Source organism: Methylocella sp. (genome assembly GCF_041905455.1).
GTDB lineage: Bacteria > Pseudomonadota > Alphaproteobacteria > Rhizobiales > Beijerinckiaceae > Methylocapsa.
In genome coordinates this window covers 1-16,710 of record NZ_JAYRLA010000012.1, presented here as the reverse complement: position 1 = coordinate 16,710, position 16,710 = coordinate 1, and the positions used below count along the sequence as shown (strand labels likewise).

Genomic DNA, 16,710 nt, shown 5'->3' with positions numbered 1-16,710 from the left:
GCCTAAAATGGAGGCCGCCGCGCGCGCCGGCAAGAGCGCCGCCGCACGTCGCGCGCCTATTCGACGAAAGTCAGCCGCGGGCCCGCCTGATCCTGCGACAGCCGGCGGTAGAAGCACGACCGGCGGCCGGTGTGGCAGGCGCCGCCATCGCCGCCGGCCTCGATCGTGAGCAGCAGGGCGTCCTGGTCGCAGTCGACGCGAATGTCGGCGACGGTCTGGGTCTGCCCGGAGGTCGCGCCCTTGCGCCAGATCTCGCGCCGCGAGCGCGACCAGTAGTGGGCCTGCCCGGTCTCGAGCGTGAGGCGGAGCGCCTCCTCGTTCATATAGGCGACCATCAGGATTTCGCCGTCTTCCGCGGCGCGGACGACGCAGACGATCAGCCCGTCGGGCCCGAATCGCGGCGTGAAGGATGCGCCTTCCTCGAGGCCGCGCTTGCCGGCGTCGCCGCCGAAGATGGAAGGTTGGGTCATGGGTCGCGCTCGAGAGGGGGCGCTAGCCGCGTCGCAGCAGGGTGAAGAAGCGCACCTGCTCGGCCGGATCGTTGCGGAACGCGCCGGTGAATTGCGTCGTCACGGTCTTCGCGCCCTGCTTGCGCACCCCGCGCATCGACATGCACATATGTTCGGCCTCGATCATGACGGCGCAGCCGCGCGGGCGCAGATTGAGGTCGATCGCCCCGACGATCTGCGCGGTCAGCGCCTCCTGCGTCTGCAGGCGCCGCGCGAAGATGTCGACGAGGCGGGCGAATTTGGACAGGCCGACCACGCCGCCGTCCTCCGACGGATAGTAGCCGATATGGGCGACGCCGGAGAAGGGCGCCATATGGTGTTCGCAATGCGAGAAGAACGGAATGTCGCGCACGAGGACGAGATCGTCGTAGCCATGGACCTCCTCGAACACCCGCGCGAGGATTTCGGCCGGATTCTCATCGTAGCCGGCGAACAGCTCCTCATAGGCCTTGGCGACCCGCGCGGGCGTGTCGAGAAGGCCTTCGCGGTCGGGATCGTCGCCGGCCCAGCGCAGCAGCACGCGCACGGCCGCCTCGGCCTCGGCGCGGGTAGGCCGCGGCTCGCGCAGGGCCGGCTCGCGTCTGCTTCGTTCGACCAGCGACTTGACCATGTCATCCATTGCGGCGCCTCCGAGAATGCGAACCGGCCGGCGGCCGCGCTGGAAGGGGCCGTGGCGTCGCGCAGTCAGAAACGGGCCGCCGCGGAAGGCGAAGGCGCCGAAATGAACTGTCCGCCGGAAGGCGGCGACAAGGAGCAAGGCGATCTCGCCGCTGCGCGAGCGCATATATATAGTAAGAGTCGATCGTCGTCACCTCGGAATGTCGAGGCAGGTCAGTAATGCTGAACGAAATTTATAACGCCCGCATTCTCGAGCTCGCGGCGAACATCCCGCGCCAGGGGCGGCTCGCGGCGCCCGACGCCACGGCCAAGGCGCATTCGCGCCTGTGCGGCTCGACGGTCATCGTGGACGTCGTCATGAAGGACGGGAAGATCGTCGACTTCGCGCACGACGTGAAGGCCTGCGCGCTCGGGCAGGCGGCGGCCTCGATCATGGCGCGCAACGTCATCGGCGCGAGCGCAGAGGAAATCCGCGTCCTGCGCGACCAGGTGCGGGCGATGCTCAAGGAGAACGGCGCGCCGCCCGACGGCAAATGGGCCGAGGTCGCCGTGCTGGAGCCGGTGCGCGACTACAAGGCGCGGCACGCCTCGACGCTTCTGACCTTCGAGGCGACCCTCGACTGCGTCAACCAGATCGAGGCCGCGAAGTCGGCCGCAAACCCCTCCGAAGACGCCTGACGCGACTGTCAGGTCAGTGCAGGAAGGGAATGCTGTCGAGCACGAAATTGCGCGAGATCACGACGCCGGCGGTGAACTGGTTGAGCGAGCCGAGATTGTTCGGGATCGGGCTCGACGCCGCCGCGGACACGAGGCGATTGTAGCCGCCGAACAGGGTGGCGCTCCAGTCGGCGTTATAGTCGTATTTTATCGAGGCGGCGACGCCGACCGAGGCGAGGCCGCCCGACGCCTGGTAGGGGCCGACCTTGCCATTGGCCAGCGCCTCGCCCTGCGACACCGAGAAATAGGCGTTCATATATTGCCAGTCGCCGAACTGCAGGCGAGGGCCGAGCGCGAAGGTGTAGGCGTCGTAGCGGTAGACGCCGTCGATCGAGATATTGGCGTCGAGGCCGTCATTGCCGCTGACGGCCTGGCGCACCTCGCCGCGCAGGCGCAGCCATTGCGCCGGCCAGATGTCGGCGAAGGCGCCGAGCTCGACGGAGGTTCCGATGTCGTGCAGCCCGTAGAAGGCGCCGTTGCCGTTGCTGAGGCCGCGCGAGGAAATGATGCGCCCGACGGGGCCGGCCTTGAACCAGCCGAAGTCGAGCAGGGCGAGGCCGAAGCCGTCGTCCGGCGAGAAGAAAGGCGCGGGCTCGCCGACGCGGCGCAGGCCGAGGCCGCCCGTCGGCCAGACGTTGACGCTGCGCGCGCCGGGAAAGCTCGTCTGGACCTGCGGCCCGACGCCGACGGTGAGGATCCAGCCGGTCGGCGCCGGGGCGGTCGGGGCGACGTCGGCGGCGCGCGCGCCGCCGCAAGCGAGCGCCAGCGTGGCGCAACCGGCGAGGAGACGGATTTTCGCTGAAGACACGGGAGCGCCGATCTGTTCGAGCATTCAGGGACCTCTGGCACTATGCGGCGGCGGCGTGACGGCTCATAGTGCTTGGGAGCCACACTCGCCTTCCCTTCGCGCCCGACGCGCATGAAATGACATGAATAAGTTAAGCAAGGCTGGACGAGCCGTCGCTCTTGGGCTCATTCGCGCCTATCAGCTCACGCTGTCTTCGCTCGTCGGCGCGCAATGCCGGCATCTGCCGACCTGCTCGGCCTATACGGCCGAGGCGATCGAGCGTCATGGCCTGTGGGCGGGCGGCTGGATGGGCGCGGCGCGGCTGTGCCGCTGCCACCCGTGGGGGACGCATGGCTTCGATCCGGTCTCCTCGCCGCCTGCGGACGCGAACTGGGCGAGGCCGTGGCGGTACGGACGGTGGCGATGGGACGCTCCCGCCTCACGCGCCGCGCAGGCGCGCGGAGACGAGGGCGAGCGCGACGGCGCAGGCGTTCGAGACGTTGAGGCTCTTGATCGGGCCGGGCATGTCGAGCCGCGCGACGAGGTCGCAGTTCTCGCGCGTGAGCCGGCGCAGGCCCTTGCCCTCGCCGCCGAGCACGAGGACGAGAGGCGCGTTGAGCGGCGTCGCTGAAAGGTCGGCCTCGCCTTCCGAATCGAGCCCGACGCGCAGGTAGCCGAGATCCCTGAGCTCGCCGAGGGCGCGCGACAGGTTGACCACCGGAGCGAGCTTCACATGCTCCAGCGCGCCGGACGCCGCCTTGGCGAGGACGCCGGAGAACTCCGGAGCATGACGTTCCGTCGTCACCACGGCGTCGACGGCGAAGGCCGCGGCGCTGCGCAGGATCGCGCCGACATTGTGCGGGTCGGTGATCTGGTCGAGCGCGAGGACGAGTCCGCTCTCCTGCGCGATCTCGGAGAGGTCGAGGGGCGGAATCGGCCGCGCCTCGAGCAGCGCGCCCTGGTGCACGGCGCCCGCGCCGAGGCGGCGCGCAAGATCATCGACGGACGTCTCGACGACGCGCACGCCGCTCGCCGCAATCTCGGCCGAAAGCTTCTCGGCCGCCGCCGGCGTGACGTAGAGATCGAGAAGACGCCGCTCGCCGGCGCGCAACGCCTCCCGGACGGCGTGGAATCCATAGAGAACGGCCACATCGGACGCGGCGCGGCGGAAGGAAGGCGCCGAATGCGCGGCGCCGGCGGGCGGGTTCTGGCGATCGGCGCGGGATGGGGCGGCTGCGGCTTTCGCCGGAGGCCTTGGCCGGCGCGGGGGAGGGCCGGCCTTTCTTTCGCCGCCCGGACGTTTGGGCGTCTTGCGGGTCATCGCGTTCGACCTCCGGCGGCGGCGCGCCGCGCTCGCGTGCTGTCTCACGGGCGCGGACGCGGCGCAACGGGCGGGCGCGGAGGGCGCGGCGATTTTCAGTTGACAGGGGCGGGCGGGGTCACCATAAGCCCTCAACCGGCCCGGCGACGGGCCCGCGGGGGAGTGTCCCGAGCGGCAAAGGGGGCGGACTGTAAATCCGCTGGCTATGCCTTCGTAGGTTCGAGTCCTACCTCCCCCACCACTGTTCTGACGTCGCCGGTCCCGCGATCTTCCTCTTCGTCATCGACGTTTCGGCCGCGCCTCCGCGCCCGCGCGCGAAAAAAATCAGGCCGGGCGTCGGCCTGGCCTGAGAAGCGCATTCCAGCGCGCGCGGCGCCGATCTCAGTCGACGTAGCCGTATTTCGAGTAGTACTTCCGGTAGTAATGATTGCCGTGATAGCGCTCGTACCGGTTCTGCGCCGACATGTCGACCTTGTTGAGCACGACGCCGAGAAGGCGGTCGTAGACGCCCTGGGCCTCGGACAGGCCGCGCTCGACGACGTCGATCTTGGTGCGGCCCCACTCGATCACATAGACATAGGTGTCGATCACGTGGCCGGTGGTGCGGACGTCGACGATCGGCGCGACGGGCGAAAGATCGACGATGATGTAGTCGTATGACGATCTCAGGCCGTCGATGAGATTCTTCATCGCCGCGGAGGCGAGGATCTCGTTGGTGTGCGGCAGCTTCGACGTCGCGCCTGCGGCGAGGAAATGCAGCCGGCTCTGCGGCACCTGAATGATGGCTTTCTGCAGCGGGATGTTGCCGATGACGACGTCGATCAGGCCCGGCGCGTCGGGAGCGAGCCAGCGCGACAGGGACGGGCTGCGCAGGTCCGCGTCGAGAAGGATGACGTTGCCGCCGGCGTCCGAAATCAGGTGGGCGAGGTTGGAGGCGAGCGTCGTCTTGCCTTCGTTCGGCAGCGTCGAGGTCAGTCCGATCACCTTGTGCGACTTCAGCGCGCCGTTGAGGTCGGCCGCGATTTTGACGGACCGGACGGCCTCGGCGTAGCGCGAGAAGGGCGCGTCGACGACGTTGCGCAAAAGAGCGCGCCCGGCGGGGGAGATGGTCTTGCTCCCGTCGCCTTTCCCGTCTTCAGCCTCGCCGCGGCCGGGAGTCTTGAGAGCCGGAGCGAGCGCGAGGCAGTTGACGCGCAAGGTCTCCTCGACCTGGTCGCTGGTGCGGAACACGCCGTCCGAGGCTTCGCGCAGGAAGGCCGCCGCGAAGCTCAGCACGCCGCCGCCCATCAGGGCGAGCAGCAGGGTGAGGGTGGTGCGCGGCGAGCTCTTGAGCATCGGCGGCAGCGCCGGGCTGATGAGCCGCGTCTCGTTGACGGGGGCGGCCTCCTGCTGCTGCACCGCCTCCATGTAGCGCTGGAGGAAATTGTCGTAGAGCGTGCGGGCGGTTTCGGCGTTGCTGGTCAGCTCGCGCAGCTGCACCTGCGCCGGGCCCGCCGCCTGCGCGAGGCTCGCGACCTTGGCGAGGCTGTCGCGCAGCGACTGCTCGCGCGTGCGGGCGATCTCATAGTCGCTCTTGTAGGTTTCGGCGATCTTGCGCATCTCGTCGGCGATGCTGCGGCGGATCTCCTCCATCTGCGAGCGCAGGTTGACGGTGGCGAGATGGTTCGCGCCATAGCGCTGCGAGAAGATCGCCTCGCGCTGGGCGAGCTCCAGATACTGCTGGCGCAGCTTGACGATGACCTCGCTCTTGAGGGCGTCCGCGACGCCGGCGTCGGGAACGGCGTCGGACATCACCGTGTTGATGCGGTCGAGCTTGGCGCGCGCCTCGGCCGTCGCGGCGCTGGCGATGATGAGCTGGGTGTTCAGCTCGGAAAGCTGCTGGTCGTTGATGAGCTTGCCGCCGCCGGCGGCCGGGCCCGTGTCGACGATGTCGTTCGCTTTCTTGAACTCGATGACGGCGTTCTCGGCCGCCGCGGCCTGCGCGCGCAGCTCCTTGATGCGGTCGGCGAGCCAGGCGCCGGCGCGCTTGGTCGCGTCGTATTTGGCGTCCATCTGGCTGCCGACGAAGGCCTCGACCAGCGTGTTGACGATCAGCGCCGACTTTTGCGCGCTGAGCGAGGTGAAGCCGATGTTGATGACGTAGGTGAGGCCCTCGCGCGTGACCGTCAGCCCGCCTTCGAAGTTCTGCAGCGCGATCTGCTCCTTCTGCGCCGCGGTGGGGGGCGGCGCGTCAGGCTTGGCCGGCAGGAAGAAGCTGAACAGGCCGGGCTTCGGCGGAGGAACGAATTCGGGGTCGTTGACGAGGTCGAGCTTGCGGATCACGGCCAGCGCGACGCTGTCGGCCTTGAGCATCTCGACCTGGGTCTGCACCAGCGCGGCGTCGACCTGCGCCTCAGACATCAGGGTCTGCTGCTCCTGCAGCACCTGCATCTTGCGGGTGTCGATGACCATCGAGCCGACGGCCGTGTAGCGCGCCGGCGTGTTGACGAGATAGAGGACCGCCAGCGCCAGGCTGCAGATCATGATGACGATCACGATCGGAAGCTGCCGCCGCACCACGCGCAGCGCGTTCTGCAACGCGTCGAGCAGCGGGGCCATGACCTTCGGCGGTTCCTGGCCGATCGCGGAGCTTCGTTTATTGATTTGCAGCATCGGGCGTCAACTCGCTGTCGGCCGGATCTTCAGAACGGGTCGGGACGTCGTCGGGTCGCGAAACGAAGGCCGCCGGCGACGGGAGCCGGAAACCGGACCCGTCGGGGCGGACGGGATGGAAAGCGTCTGGCCGGCGCGCCGCGTCGGACGGCGGCCTGCGCCCGAGCCGAAGGCGCGCACGCAAAAAGCCGGCGCCGCGACCAAGATCGCCGGCCGGCCTCCCGCCGCCTCCCCCATGACAGACCGCCACTTCCATAGCGTTTTAAATATCCTCAATCTTAGCAGAGCCATCGGACAGGCGCAATCGCCGCTCAGACAAGCGCACGATCTCTTGACTAGAGCTTTCCAGCTTCCGGCGCTCAAACAAATGCTTTTCTGAGCGTGAAACACGGATGAAGGGCTGCGTTGCGTCGCTGATCTTTGGAGCGAGAGCCGCAGCCGGCGAAATGCCTCGCCCCTTCAACCAAGGCGGGCGGAAAAGCTTGGCGGCGCACGCCGGCTGATTCCCGACGTCACAAGAAGCAAGGACGGGGCCGGCGGAACGTGCGCAAGCGCACCGCGCCCATGGGACTTAGCTGATCCGGGCGGCGCGCCACGAGCCCGCGCATTGCATCGTCGGCGACGACCAGGCGCCGGAGGCCGCGCCTCCCTTCACGCGGCCGGTGACGTTCGCCACCTGGTCATCACGCCGGAAGGCGAGGGACACGGCGCCGCTCTCGGAGATGCGTCCGGAAGCTTGCATGAAGCCGTCGCCGCCCGAGGTGACGCGCCCGCCGGCGACGTTGATCGTCCACCGGTAGATGCGGTCGCATGCGCCGCTCTGGGTATAGACCTCGACGGAATAGACGCCGTCGTGCGAGACGAGGCCCCGCGCCTTCTCCGCCTGCGCCGCGATCGGCGCGCAGGCGAGCGCGAGAGCCGCCGCCGCGCAAAGATGAAGACGGAACGCGCCCATGGAGCCCTCCAGCGTCGAGGCTGCGCTCAGAATGCCAGAGTCCGCGCCGAAGGCAAGGGCGCTCCGCTCAGCCGCGCAGCGGAGGCGGCAGCGGCGTCGGGCGGCGGTCCTTGCCGATGGCGACGAAAGTGAACACGGCTTCGGTCACCTTGTTCGCCGCCTCCTCCTCGCGGTGGCGCCGCCACGCCTCGATGTGGATGCGCATCGACGTGCGTCCCTCGCTGAGAAGGCGCGCGTAAAGGCTGACCTCGTCGCCGACGAAGACGGGGCTGAGGAAGGTGATGGCCTCGACGGACACGGTCGCGCAGCGTCCGCGCGCGCGCCGCGCCGCGACGTTGCCGGCCGCGAGGTCCATCTGCGCCATGAGCCAGCCGCCGAAGATGTCGCCGGCGGGATTGGTGTCGGCCGGCATGGCGATCGCGCGGATGACGGGAGCTGCGTCGGGCGGCCCTTCATGCCCCGGCTCGCCCGGGCTCGCGGCCGCGTCCGCGCATTCGCGGGGCGTTTCGGTCGGGCGGGAGCCGGAGGAGGTCATGAGCGGCCGGACCATCCAGATTCGCGCGTCCGCGCAGGGGACATGCGCGAAGCATAGGCGCGGCGCGAGGCGGCGCAAGGCCGATTATGCGACAAAGGACGTAGGTCCGGCGCCGCTTATTCGATCAGATCGAGGAAATGGCGCCCGAGCCTGTCCTCGATTTCGAGCAGCCACATGTCGGGGTCGAAGCGCAGTTGCCGCGCGATTCGCGTCTCAGCCTCCGCCGGGTCGATCCAGGGGGCGTCGTGGAGCCGCGCGAACACGCGGGCGCCCGATTGGTCCGCCTCGCTCTGCGGCGCCGGTCCGTAGAGGGCGGCGGTTCCGTCGAGCCGGTCGAGCTTGACGAAGATCGCCCCGGCCTCGGCGGCGCCGCGCCGGCGCAGCACGGCGCTCGCCCCCTCGTGCGTGCAACGGCGCAGATAGGCCGACGCCCAGAAATCCGATCTTACCCGCACGGCGCTTCCTTCGACGCGGCGCAGAACCGCCTATGCGCCCCGAAAAGAGCCATGTAAGAGCCATGGATCGCAGACAGGATCAACGCCCGCGGCGCACGGCCGCGCCCATCGAAGGACCTTAAGCCATGGCCGCGCTCGACGCCGTCCTCGCCAGGATCGACGCGAATCAGGAGGCGGCGCTCGGCCGTCTCTTCAGGCTCGTCGCGATCGAGTCCGTCTCGACCGACCCGGCGTTCGCCGGCGAATGCGGAAAGGCCGCCGAATTCCTGCGCGCCGAGCTCGAAAGCCTCGGCTTCGAGGCGTCCGTGCGCCCGACGGAGGGCCGGCCGATGGTCGTCGCCCATGCCGCCGGCGAGCGGCCCGACGTGCCGCATCTTCTCTTCTACGGCCATTACGACGTGCAGCCGCCCGATCCGCTCGAACTGTGGGAGACGCCTCCGTTCGAGCCGAGAATCGTCGAGGCGGAGACGGGCAAGCGCATCGTCGGCCGCGGCGTCTCCGACGACAAGGGCCAGCTGATGACCTTCGTCGAGGCGGCGCGCGCGTTCCGCGAGACGGGCGGCCTGCCGTGCCGCGTCACCATCCTGCTCGAAGGTGAAGAGGAGACCGGCTCGCCCTCGCTGCCCGCGTTCCTCGCGGCGAACAAGCCGGAGCTTTCGGCCGATCTCGCGCTCGTCTGCGACACCTCCATGTGGGACCGCAAGACGCCCGCGATCACCACCATGCTGCGCGGCCTCGTGCTGGAGGAGGCGACGATAGAGAGCGCCGACCGCGACCTTCATTCGGGCATGTTCGGTTCGGCGGCGGTCAATCCGATCCATGTGCTCGCGAAGATCATCGCCGGCCTGCGCGACGACGCAGGTCGGATCACGCTGCCCGGCTTCTATGACGGCGTCGCGGAGCCGCCTGAGGAGATCGTCGAAAGGTGGCGCGCGCTGAATTTCGACGAGAAGGCGTTCCTCGGCGCGGTCGGGCTGTCGACTCCCGCCGGGGAGCGTGGCCGCAGCGCGCTCGAGATGATCTGGTCGCGGCCGGCCTGCGACGTCAACGGGATCGCCGGCGGCTATCAGGGGGAGGGCTCGAAGACGGTGCTGCCGGCGCGGGCGAGCGCAAAGTTCTCGTTCCGCCTCGTCGGCGGGCAGGATCCGCAGAAGATCGCGGCGAGCTTCCGCGACTACGTGCGCGCGAGCCTGCCGCCCGATTGCCGCGCGAGCTTCGTCTCGCACGGCGCCTCGCCGGCGCTCGCGCTGCCGTTCAGCTCCGAATCCCTCTCGCGCGCCGGCCGTGCGCTGCAGGCGGAATGGGGCGTCGAGCCCGCGCTGATCGGCTCCGGCGGCTCGATCCCGATCGTCGGCCGCTTCAAGAGCGACCTCAGGATGGACACGCTGATGATCGGCTTCGCCCTCGACGACGACCGCATCCATTCGCCGAACGAGAAATATGAGCTGAACTCGTTCCACAAGGGCGCGCGCAGCTGGGCGCGCGTCCTGCACGCGCTCTCGCTTTAGGCCGGACGCGCGTCGGCCGTCCCCTTGCGGGCCGGCCCCCGGCGCAGCCGCACGCCGGCGAGGCGAAGACCGACGAGAAGGACCAGCGCGTAGACGAGCGCGCCGCCGAGCCCCGTCAGGATCAGGTGCGCCTCCTCGCCGAAGCGGCCGGCGTGGCGCGCGAGATCGGCGAGCGGCGCGCGCGCGAAGAGGGCGAAAACAGCGAGGACGAGGGACGCCGCGCCGGCGCAGGCGGCGGTCTTGACGAGCAGGGCGTCCGGCCGCATCAGTCCGCGCCGCATGGCCAGAAGCGTGATGAGGACGAGGTTGACCCAGGCGCCGAACGACGTGGCCGCGGCGAGGCCCGGCGCGCCGAGCGGCGTGAACAGGGCGATCTTGAGCGCGACGTTGGCGGCGACGGCGATCAGCGCGGCCGCCATCGGGACGCGCGTGTCGCCCGCCGCCTGGAAGCTCGGCACGGCCGAGCGCAGCAGCACCACCGCGAGAATGCCGAGGCCATAGGCGGCGAGGACGTTCGCCGCGGCGTGCGCGTCGGACGCGGTGAAGGCGCCGCGCACGAACACGCCTTTCATGATGAGGTCGGGAATGGTCAGGAAGGCCACGAAAAAGGGCGCGGTCAGCGCCAGCGAGACCGCGGCCGTGCGGTTTTGCGCGCGCAGCGCGTCGTCGGACCGTCCGGCGGCGCGGAGCCGGCTCATCTGCGGCAGCAGCACCGTGCCGGCGGCGATGCCGATGACGCCGAGCGGCAGCTGGTAGATGCGGTCGGCGTAATAGATGGAGGAGGGGCCGCCGGTCGGCAGCAGCGAGCTGATGATGGTGTCGGCGAACAGCGCGATTTGCACGCCGGCCGAGCCGATCACCGCCGGGCCGAGCATGGCGAGGAACTGCTTCGTCTCGGCGGTGAGGCGCGGCAGGCTGAAAATTTCGAGAATCCCTGCGCGCCACGCCGCGAACGTGGTCAGGGCGAGCTGCATCGCGCCCGACGCCGCAAGGCCCCACGCGGCGGCGGCGCCCGCGTTTGGAAAAAGGAAGGCGACGGCGAGGAAGGCGACCATCGACAGGTTCATCAGCACCGGCGCGAAGGCCGCCGCCACGAAGCGGCCATGCGCGTTGAGCGCGCCCGACTGCAGCGTCACCAGCGTGACGAAGGCGAGATAGGGAAAGGTGATGCGGGTCAGCGTCTGGGTGAGCTCGAATTTTTCCGGCTCGTTGCGGAAGCCCGGCGCCAGCAGGTCGATGAGCGTCGGCGTGAACACGAACGCCAGCGCCAGCAGAATGAGCTGAAGGATGAGGAGGCCGACGAAGATCTGACCCGAAAAGCGCCGCGCGCCCTCGAGCCCTTCGCCCTGCAGCACGCGCGAGTAGGTCGGCACGAAGGCGGCGTTCCAGGCGCCTTCGCCGAAGATCGCCCTGAAATGGTTGGGCAGGCGCTGCGCCACCACGAAGGCGTCGGCGAGGAGCCCGGCGCCGAGCACGGCGCCGAGCACGACGTCGCGCAGGAAGCCCGTCGCCCGCGACAGAAGCGTGAGGCCGCCGACCGAGAGCAGGTTCTTGTACATTCAGGGCTCAGGCGACGTAGGGGCGGGGCGTCGCCGGATCGGAAGGCGCCCTGCGCCGCGCGCCGTCGTCGTGCTCGTCGAGGCCGAGCCGTTCGGCGACGAGATAGAGCGGCCGGCCCTTCACCTCGGAGAAGATGCGTCCGACATATTCGCCAAGGATTCCGAGCGAGAGCAGCTGGACGCCGGCGAAGAAGGTGATCGACACGATCAGCGAGGCGTAGCCGGGAACGTCGACGCCGAGGATCAGCGTGCGCAGCAGGAAGAAGAAGGCGAGCGCGAGCGCGAGCGCGGAGGTCGCGAGCCCGACATAGGTCCAGATGCGCAGCGGCGCGGTGGTGAAGGACATCAGCCCGTCGAGGGCGAAATGGGTCAGCTTGCGGTAGCTGAATTTCGACTGGCCGGCGTGGCGCTCGGCGACGTCGAAGGGCACCCCGGCGGAGCTGAAGCCGATCCAGGCGTAAAGCCCCTTCGAGAACCTCGCGCGCTCGCGCATCGTGCGCAGCGCGTTCACGGCCTGCGCGTCGAGGAGGCGGAAATCTCCCGCGCCGGCGGGCAGCTCGGTTTCGCCGAGGCGGGCGAACAGATGATAGAACCGCTGCGTCAGGGCGCGGCGCATGGCCGAGTCGGCCGACCGGTCGATGCGCTGGCCATAGACGTTCTTGTAGCCCTCGCGCCATTTGTCGACGAAGGCGCGGATCATCTCGGGCGGATGCTGGAGGTCGGCGTCCATGATGACGACCGCCTCGCCGCAGGCGTGGTCGAGCCCGGCGGCGATCGCGATCTCCTTGCCGAAATTGCGGCTGAACGAGACGAGCCGCACCCTCGGGTCGAGGTCGTGCGCCTTGCGCAGGATGTCGATCGACTCGTCGCTCGATCCGTCGTCGACGAAGACGATCTCGAAGGAGCGCGCGCAGGATTCAAGGACGGGCGAAAGGCGTTCGAGCAGCGGGCGCAGGTTCTGCGCCTCGTTGTAGATCGGGACGACGACGGAAAGCTCGGCGCGCGGTCTTGCTTCGTCGGCATGCATGGGGGCTCATCCTCGCCTGCGCGGCCGCGGCCGGCCCTTCATGAGGGCGTTGCTCTAGGCTTTGACGTTGAATTGCGCAAGGCGAGGTCTAAAATTAGGCGTGAGCGCCATGGCGCATGCGCCGGCGCGACGCGAATGCGCCTTGCAGGAGGCGGCCATGGAGAAGCTTGACGAGCGCGCCAGCGGGCGAAGCGCCGCGATCAGCCTGTGCGCGGATGACTTCGGGCTTTCGGCCGGGGTCAACCGCGGCGTGATCGAAGCGCTCGAGGCCGGACGCCTCAGCGCGACGAGCGCGATGACGACGCGTGCGGGCTGGCGTTCGGGGGGGCGCGCTCTGCGCCGCTTCAAGGCGCGGGCGGACGTCGGGCTTCATCTCAACCTCACGCTCGGCGCGCCGCTGACGACGATGCCCGCCTTCGCTCCTTCGGGCCATCTGCCGCAGATCGGCGCGCTCGCGCGCGCGGCGCGGCGCGGCGACCTCCCGGAGCGCGAGATCAGGCGCGAGATCGCGCGCCAGCTCGACGCCTTCTGCGACCATTACGACGCCGCGCCCGATTTCGTCGACGGGCATCAGCATGTGCAGATCCTGCCGCAGATCCGCGTGTGGCTGCTCGACGAGCTCGACCGGCGCGGCCTCGCCGGCAGGCTCTGGCTGCGCGACAGCGCCGACCGCCCCTCGCGCATCTTGCGGCGCGGCGGCGAGCTGAAGAAGGCGCTCGGGATCGCCTGGCTCGCGGCCGGCTTCTCTCGCGAGGCGCGCCGGCGCGGCTACGTCACCAACGAAGGCTTCTCCGGCTTCTCCCGCTTCGACCCATGCTGCGACTACGCCGCCGATTTCGCCGCCTATCTGCGCGCCCGCGGGCCGCGCCATCTCGTCATGTGTCACCCCGGCTATTGCGACGAGGAGCTGGTGCTCGCCGATCCCGTGACCCTGACGCGCGAGCGCGAGCTGAGCTTTCTTCTCTCCCCCGCCTTCGGCGACATTTTGAAGCGGGCCGGCGCGCGGCTCGCGCGGATGGCGCCGGCGCCGGACCTCGCCCTTTCGGCGAGCCGCCCGTGAGCCCGGCTTGAGCGCTGCGAAGGTCGCCTTCGTCACGGGCGCGAGCTCGGGGATCGGCGCCGAGGTCGCGCGCGAGCTCGCCGCCCGCGGCTTTCGCGTCGCCGCGTCGGGCCGGCGCGCCGGCGAGCTCGAAGCTCTCGCCGCGCAAGCGCCAGGCGTCTGCGCCTTTCCGGGCGACGTCCTCGACCGCACGCATATGGCCGCGACGATCGCGCGCGTCGAACGCGAGCTCGGGCCGATCGCGCTCGCCTTCCTCAACCACGGCGTCTATTTCGCGTCCGAGCGCGAGCGCTTCGACGTCGAAATCGCCTGGCGCACCTTCGAGGTCAACGTCGGCGGCGCGATCAACTGCCTCGGCCCGCTTATCGACGCCATGCGCGCGCGAGGCGCCGGGCGCCTCGCCTTCACCGCCTCGCTCGCGGGCTATGGCGGCGTGCCCGGCTCGACGGCCTACGGCGCGAGCAAGGCGGCGCTCATCTATATGGCCGAGGCGCTGCGCATGAGCCTCGCGCGCGAGGGAATCGTCGTGCAGATCGTCAATCCGGGCTTCGTCGAGACCGCGATGACGGAACACGCCGATTTCGACATGCCGTTCGTCATGAACGCGCGGACGGCGGCGAAGGTCATCTGCGACGGCTTCGCGACGAGCCGTTTCGAGATCGCCTTTCCGCGCCGTCTCGCCTTCGTCTTCAAGGCGGCGCGGCTTCTGCCCTATCCGCTGTTCTTCGCGGCGATGAAGCGCGCCGCGCGCCGGGCCGACCGTTCAGGGTGAAGCCGCCTTGACCCGCTCGAAGGCCGCGAGCGCCCGCGCGCGGGCGGCGTCGTGGTCGATGATCGGACGCGGATAGGTCTTTCCCAAAACGACGCCGGCCTCGCGCACGCGCCGCGCGGTTCGCGGGCCTGCGCTTGCGCCCCCGCCGTCGATGCAATAAGCGGATTTTTTATCGCGAAGGCTTTAATCCATGGCGCAAGACCAGCTTTATGAAACGATCGTCAGGCGCCACGACAAGGTGCTGATCGTCGATTTCGGTTCGCAGGTGACGCAGCTCATCGCGCGGCGCGTGCGCGAGGCCGGCGTCTATTGCGAGATCGCGCCGTTCCAGTCGGCCGAGAAGGCCTTCGCCGAGCTCGCCCCCAAGGCGGTCATCCTGTCGGGCGGCCCGAGCTCGGTGCTGGAGGAAGGCTCGCCGCGCGCGCCTCAGGGGCTGTTTGCGGCGGGCGTCCCTGTGCTCGGCATCTGCTACGGCGAGCAGACCATGGCGCAACAGCTTGGCGGCGAAGTGGTGGCGGGCTCGAGCCACAGCCGCGAATTCGGCCGCGCCGAGGTCGAGATCATCGCCGACAGCCCGCTGTTCGAGGGGGTGTGGGAGCAGGGCAAGAGCTATCCCGTGTGGATGAGCCACGGCGACGCGGTGAGCGTGCTTCCGCCCGAATTTTCTGTGATCGCCGCCTCGCCCAGCGCTCCCTTCGCCGCCATCGCCGACGAGGCGCGAAAATTCTATGGCGTGCAGTTCCACCTCGAGGTCGCCCACACGCCGGACGGGGCGAAGCTCATCTCCAATTTCGTGCGCAAGGTCGCCGGGCTGAAATCCGACTGGACCATGGGCGCCTTCCGGCAGGAGGCGATCGCCGCGATCCGCGCGCAGGTCGGCGAGGGCAGGGTGTTATGCGGCCTGTCTGGAGGCGTCGATTCCGCCGTCGCGGCGGTGTTGATCTTCGAGGCGATCGGCGACCGCTTGACCTGCGTCTTCGTCGACCACGGGCTGTTGCGCCAGGGCGAGGTTGAGGAGGTGGTGAGCCTGTTCCGCGGCCATTACAACGTCCCGCTGCATCACGTCGAGGCGCGTGATCTCTTTCTGGGCGCGCTGACCGGGATCAAGGATCCGGAGGAGAAGCGCAAGATCATCGGCCGGCTGTTCATTTCCTGCTTCGAGGCCGAGGCGAAGAAGATCGCCGCCGACGGGCGCGGCGCGCCGGAGTTTCTGGCGCAGGGCACGCTCTATCCGGACGTGATCGAGAGCGTGTCGTTTTCCGGCGGCCCGTCCGTCACCATCAAGTCGCATCACAACGTCGGCGGTCTGCCCGAGCGCATGAACATGAAGCTCGTCGAGCCGCTGCGCGAATTGTTCAAGGACGAGGTGCGCGCGCTCGGCCGCGAGCTCGGCCTGCCCGAGGCCTTCGTCGGGCGCCACCCCTTCCCGGGGCCCGGCCTCGCCATCCGCCTGCCCGGCGGCGTGACGCCGGAGAAGCTGGAGATATTGCGACAAGCCGACGCGATCTATCTCGACGAGATCCGCAAGGCCGGGCTTTACGACGAGATCTGGCAAGCCTTCGCCGTGCTGTTGCCGGTGCAGACGGTCGGCGTGATGGGCGACGGGCGCACCTATGAATTCGTCTGCGCCCTGCGCGCCGTGACCTCGGTTGACGGCATGACGGCCGACTTCTATCCCTTCGGCATGGGCTTCCTCGGCAAGGCCGCCACGCGCATCGTCAACGAAGTCAAGGGCGTCAACCGCGTAGTCTACGACGTGACCTCGAAGCCGCCGGGCACGATCGAGTGGGAATGATTCAGGTCTATCCGAACGTCGCCGATTTTACGCCAGAACCCGATATAAGTAGCTGAAATAAAATAATTTTTATGCCGATGCCTATCGACTTCTATCGAGGGGCAGAGATTGAATGTACCGTCACCGTTGACGGTCCTTGCCGATATTGATCCCCGTCGATTTTGAAAGTACCGTCACGAGAATTGAGGCTCGTGACGGTACTTTTTATGGCATAAGCCATTGAATAAATGGGTATTTTGTCGCGGAAAGCCTCCCAAAACCGCTTGACGGTACTTTTTGGAGGTGGCGCAAGAATGTTGACGGACGCTGCGATTAAGAGCGCCTAACAAAACCGTCTCAAGGCCCTGAAGCAAATGATAGCGGCGGCGAGGACGATAAAGGCGCGGTAGAGGTCGGCGTGTCGCTCATAGCGGACGACGAGGCGACGGAACTGATTGATC

General features: G+C 68.7%; 16 protein-coding genes, 1 tRNA gene and 1 pseudogene. 8 read left to right on the top strand and 10 right to left on the bottom strand.

What is annotated here, in order from left to right; genetic code table 11:
* Positions 1–56: 56 nt before the first annotated feature.
* Together hisI and folE are read right to left on the bottom strand one after the other, a co-directional pair.
* Positions 57–470: a phosphoribosyl-AMP cyclohydrolase gene (gene hisI / locus ACE3OG_RS11205; RefSeq protein WP_374308613.1), complete on the bottom strand. Its 414-nt coding sequence runs from the start codon at positions 468–470 to the stop codon at positions 57–59.
* Between the two features lie 22 nt (positions 471–492).
* Positions 493–1,128, bottom strand: coding sequence for a GTP cyclohydrolase I FolE (folE, locus tag ACE3OG_RS11200; protein ID WP_374308611.1), 636 nt, complete (start codon positions 1,126–1,128; stop codon positions 493–495).
* Between the two features lie 218 nt (positions 1,129–1,346).
* Here folE and ACE3OG_RS11195 point away from each other — a divergent pair, with 218 nt between their 5' ends.
* A complete protein-coding gene (locus ACE3OG_RS11195) occupies positions 1,347–1,805 on the top strand; it encodes an iron-sulfur cluster assembly scaffold protein (protein WP_374308609.1) in 459 nt (152 codons plus the stop codon).
* Positions 1,806–1,818: 13 nt separating this feature from the next.
* On the opposite strand, the gene ACE3OG_RS11190 is transcribed toward ACE3OG_RS11195, so the two are convergent.
* A complete protein-coding gene (locus ACE3OG_RS11190) occupies positions 1,819–2,676 on the bottom strand; it encodes a MipA/OmpV family protein (protein WP_374308607.1) in 858 nt (285 codons plus the stop codon).
* A gap of 97 nt (positions 2,677–2,773) precedes the next feature.
* On the opposite strand from ACE3OG_RS11190, the pseudogene yidD reads away from it, so the two are divergent.
* Positions 2,774–3,070, top strand: a pseudogene (gene yidD / locus ACE3OG_RS11185) (membrane protein insertion efficiency factor YidD); the annotation flags it as partial.
* Here the strand turns inward: yidD and rlmB are convergent.
* Positions 3,071–3,781, bottom strand: coding sequence for a 23S rRNA (guanosine(2251)-2'-O)-methyltransferase RlmB (rlmB, locus tag ACE3OG_RS11180; RefSeq protein ID WP_374308605.1), 711 nt, complete (start codon positions 3,779–3,781; stop codon positions 3,071–3,073).
* 327 nt (positions 3,782–4,108) lie between these two features.
* Here rlmB and ACE3OG_RS11175 point away from each other — a divergent pair.
* A tRNA-Tyr gene (locus ACE3OG_RS11175) sits at positions 4,109–4,193 on the top strand.
* Between the two features lie 140 nt (positions 4,194–4,333).
* Here ACE3OG_RS11175 and ACE3OG_RS11170 read toward each other — a convergent pair.
* Positions 4,334–6,550 carry a polysaccharide biosynthesis tyrosine autokinase gene (locus ACE3OG_RS11170; RefSeq protein WP_374308603.1) on the bottom strand — a complete coding sequence of 739 codons (2,217 nt, stop codon included), beginning with the start codon at positions 6,548–6,550 and terminating at the stop codon, positions 4,334–4,336.
* Between ACE3OG_RS11170 and ACE3OG_RS11165 the strand changes: the two genes are divergently transcribed.
* Positions 6,549–6,983 carry a hypothetical protein gene (locus ACE3OG_RS11165; RefSeq protein ID WP_374308601.1) on the top strand — a complete coding sequence of 145 codons (435 nt, stop codon included), beginning with the start codon at positions 6,549–6,551 and terminating at the stop codon, positions 6,981–6,983. The two genes, ACE3OG_RS11170 and ACE3OG_RS11165, sit on opposite strands and share 2 nt — an antisense overlap.
* Positions 6,984–7,175: 192 nt before the next feature.
* On the opposite strand, the gene ACE3OG_RS11160 is transcribed toward ACE3OG_RS11165, so the two are convergent.
* From ACE3OG_RS11160 to ACE3OG_RS11150, 3 genes are all read right to left on the bottom strand, one after another.
* Positions 7,176–7,559, bottom strand: coding sequence for a hypothetical protein (locus tag ACE3OG_RS11160; protein WP_374308599.1), 384 nt, complete (start codon positions 7,557–7,559; stop codon positions 7,176–7,178).
* A 67-nt stretch (positions 7,560–7,626) separates the two neighbouring features.
* A complete protein-coding gene (locus tag ACE3OG_RS11155) occupies positions 7,627–8,094 on the bottom strand; it encodes an acyl-CoA thioesterase (protein ID WP_374308597.1) in 468 nt (155 codons plus the stop codon).
* 116 nt (positions 8,095–8,210) lie between these two features.
* Positions 8,211–8,549 carry a DUF1491 family protein gene (locus ACE3OG_RS11150; RefSeq protein ID WP_374308595.1) on the bottom strand — a complete coding sequence of 113 codons (339 nt, stop codon included), beginning with the start codon at positions 8,547–8,549 and terminating at the stop codon, positions 8,211–8,213.
* A 125-nt stretch (positions 8,550–8,674) separates the two neighbouring features.
* Here ACE3OG_RS11150 and ACE3OG_RS11145 point away from each other — a divergent pair, with 125 nt between their 5' ends.
* On the top strand, positions 8,675–10,057 hold the full coding sequence (locus ACE3OG_RS11145; protein WP_374308593.1) for a M20/M25/M40 family metallo-hydrolase: 1,383 nt from the start codon (positions 8,675–8,677) through the stop codon (positions 10,055–10,057).
* Here the strand turns inward: ACE3OG_RS11145 and murJ are convergent.
* Both murJ and ACE3OG_RS11135 read right to left on the bottom strand, forming a co-directional pair.
* Complete coding sequence (gene murJ, locus ACE3OG_RS11140; RefSeq protein ID WP_374308591.1) at positions 10,054–11,616, bottom strand: murein biosynthesis integral membrane protein MurJ; 1,563 nt, start codon at positions 11,614–11,616, stop codon at positions 10,054–10,056. The two genes, ACE3OG_RS11145 and murJ, sit on opposite strands and share 4 nt — an antisense overlap.
* Positions 11,617–11,623: 7 nt before the next feature.
* Positions 11,624–12,643, bottom strand: coding sequence for a glycosyltransferase family 2 protein (locus ACE3OG_RS11135; RefSeq protein ID WP_374308589.1), 1,020 nt, complete (start codon positions 12,641–12,643; stop codon positions 11,624–11,626).
* A gap of 157 nt (positions 12,644–12,800) precedes the next feature.
* Here ACE3OG_RS11135 and ACE3OG_RS11130 point away from each other — a divergent pair, with 157 nt between their 5' ends.
* From ACE3OG_RS11130 to guaA, 3 genes are all read left to right on the top strand, one after another.
* The gene (locus tag ACE3OG_RS11130) at positions 12,801–13,703 is read left to right on the top strand and encodes a ChbG/HpnK family deacetylase (protein WP_374308587.1); all 903 of its coding nucleotides are present in this window, start codon (positions 12,801–12,803) and stop codon (positions 13,701–13,703) included.
* A gap of 7 nt (positions 13,704–13,710) precedes the next feature.
* Positions 13,711–14,475 carry an SDR family NAD(P)-dependent oxidoreductase gene (locus tag ACE3OG_RS11125; RefSeq protein WP_374308585.1) on the top strand — a complete coding sequence of 255 codons (765 nt, stop codon included), beginning with the start codon at positions 13,711–13,713 and terminating at the stop codon, positions 14,473–14,475.
* Between the two features lie 190 nt (positions 14,476–14,665).
* Positions 14,666–16,270, top strand: coding sequence for a glutamine-hydrolyzing GMP synthase (gene guaA / locus ACE3OG_RS11120; RefSeq protein ID WP_374308583.1), 1,605 nt, complete (start codon positions 14,666–14,668; stop codon positions 16,268–16,270).
* Positions 16,271–16,710: the final 440 nt, after the last annotated feature.

Coding starts and splice junctions, on each gene's coding strand:
- hisI (WP_374308613.1), bottom strand. CDS start 470: ATGACCCAACCTTCCATCTTCGGCGGCGACGCCGGCAAGCGCGGCCTC.
- folE (WP_374308611.1), bottom strand. CDS start 1,128: ATGGATGACATGGTCAAGTCGCTGGTCGAACGAAGCAGACGCGAGCCG.
- ACE3OG_RS11195 (WP_374308609.1), top strand. CDS start 1,347: ATGCTGAACGAAATTTATAACGCCCGCATTCTCGAGCTCGCGGCGAAC.
- ACE3OG_RS11190 (WP_374308607.1), bottom strand. CDS start 2,676: ATGCTCGAACAGATCGGCGCTCCCGTGTCTTCAGCGAAAATCCGTCTC.
- ACE3OG_RS11165 (WP_374308601.1), top strand. CDS start 6,549: ATGACCTTCGGCGGTTCCTGGCCGATCGCGGAGCTTCGTTTATTGATT.
- ACE3OG_RS11170 (WP_374308603.1), bottom strand. CDS start 6,550: ATGGCCCCGCTGCTCGACGCGTTGCAGAACGCGCTGCGCGTGGTGCGG.
- ACE3OG_RS11160 (WP_374308599.1), bottom strand. CDS start 7,559: ATGGGCGCGTTCCGTCTTCATCTTTGCGCGGCGGCGGCTCTCGCGCTC.
- ACE3OG_RS11155 (WP_374308597.1), bottom strand. CDS start 8,094: ATGACCTCCTCCGGCTCCCGCCCGACCGAAACGCCCCGCGAATGCGCG.
- ACE3OG_RS11145 (WP_374308593.1), top strand. CDS start 8,675: ATGGCCGCGCTCGACGCCGTCCTCGCCAGGATCGACGCGAATCAGGAG.
- murJ (WP_374308591.1), bottom strand. CDS start 11,616: ATGTACAAGAACCTGCTCTCGGTCGGCGGCCTCACGCTTCTGTCGCGG.
- ACE3OG_RS11135 (WP_374308589.1), bottom strand. CDS start 12,643: ATGCATGCCGACGAAGCAAGACCGCGCGCCGAGCTTTCCGTCGTCGTC.
- ACE3OG_RS11130 (WP_374308587.1), top strand. CDS start 12,801: ATGGAGAAGCTTGACGAGCGCGCCAGCGGGCGAAGCGCCGCGATCAGC.
- guaA (WP_374308583.1), top strand. CDS start 14,666: ATGGCGCAAGACCAGCTTTATGAAACGATCGTCAGGCGCCACGACAAG.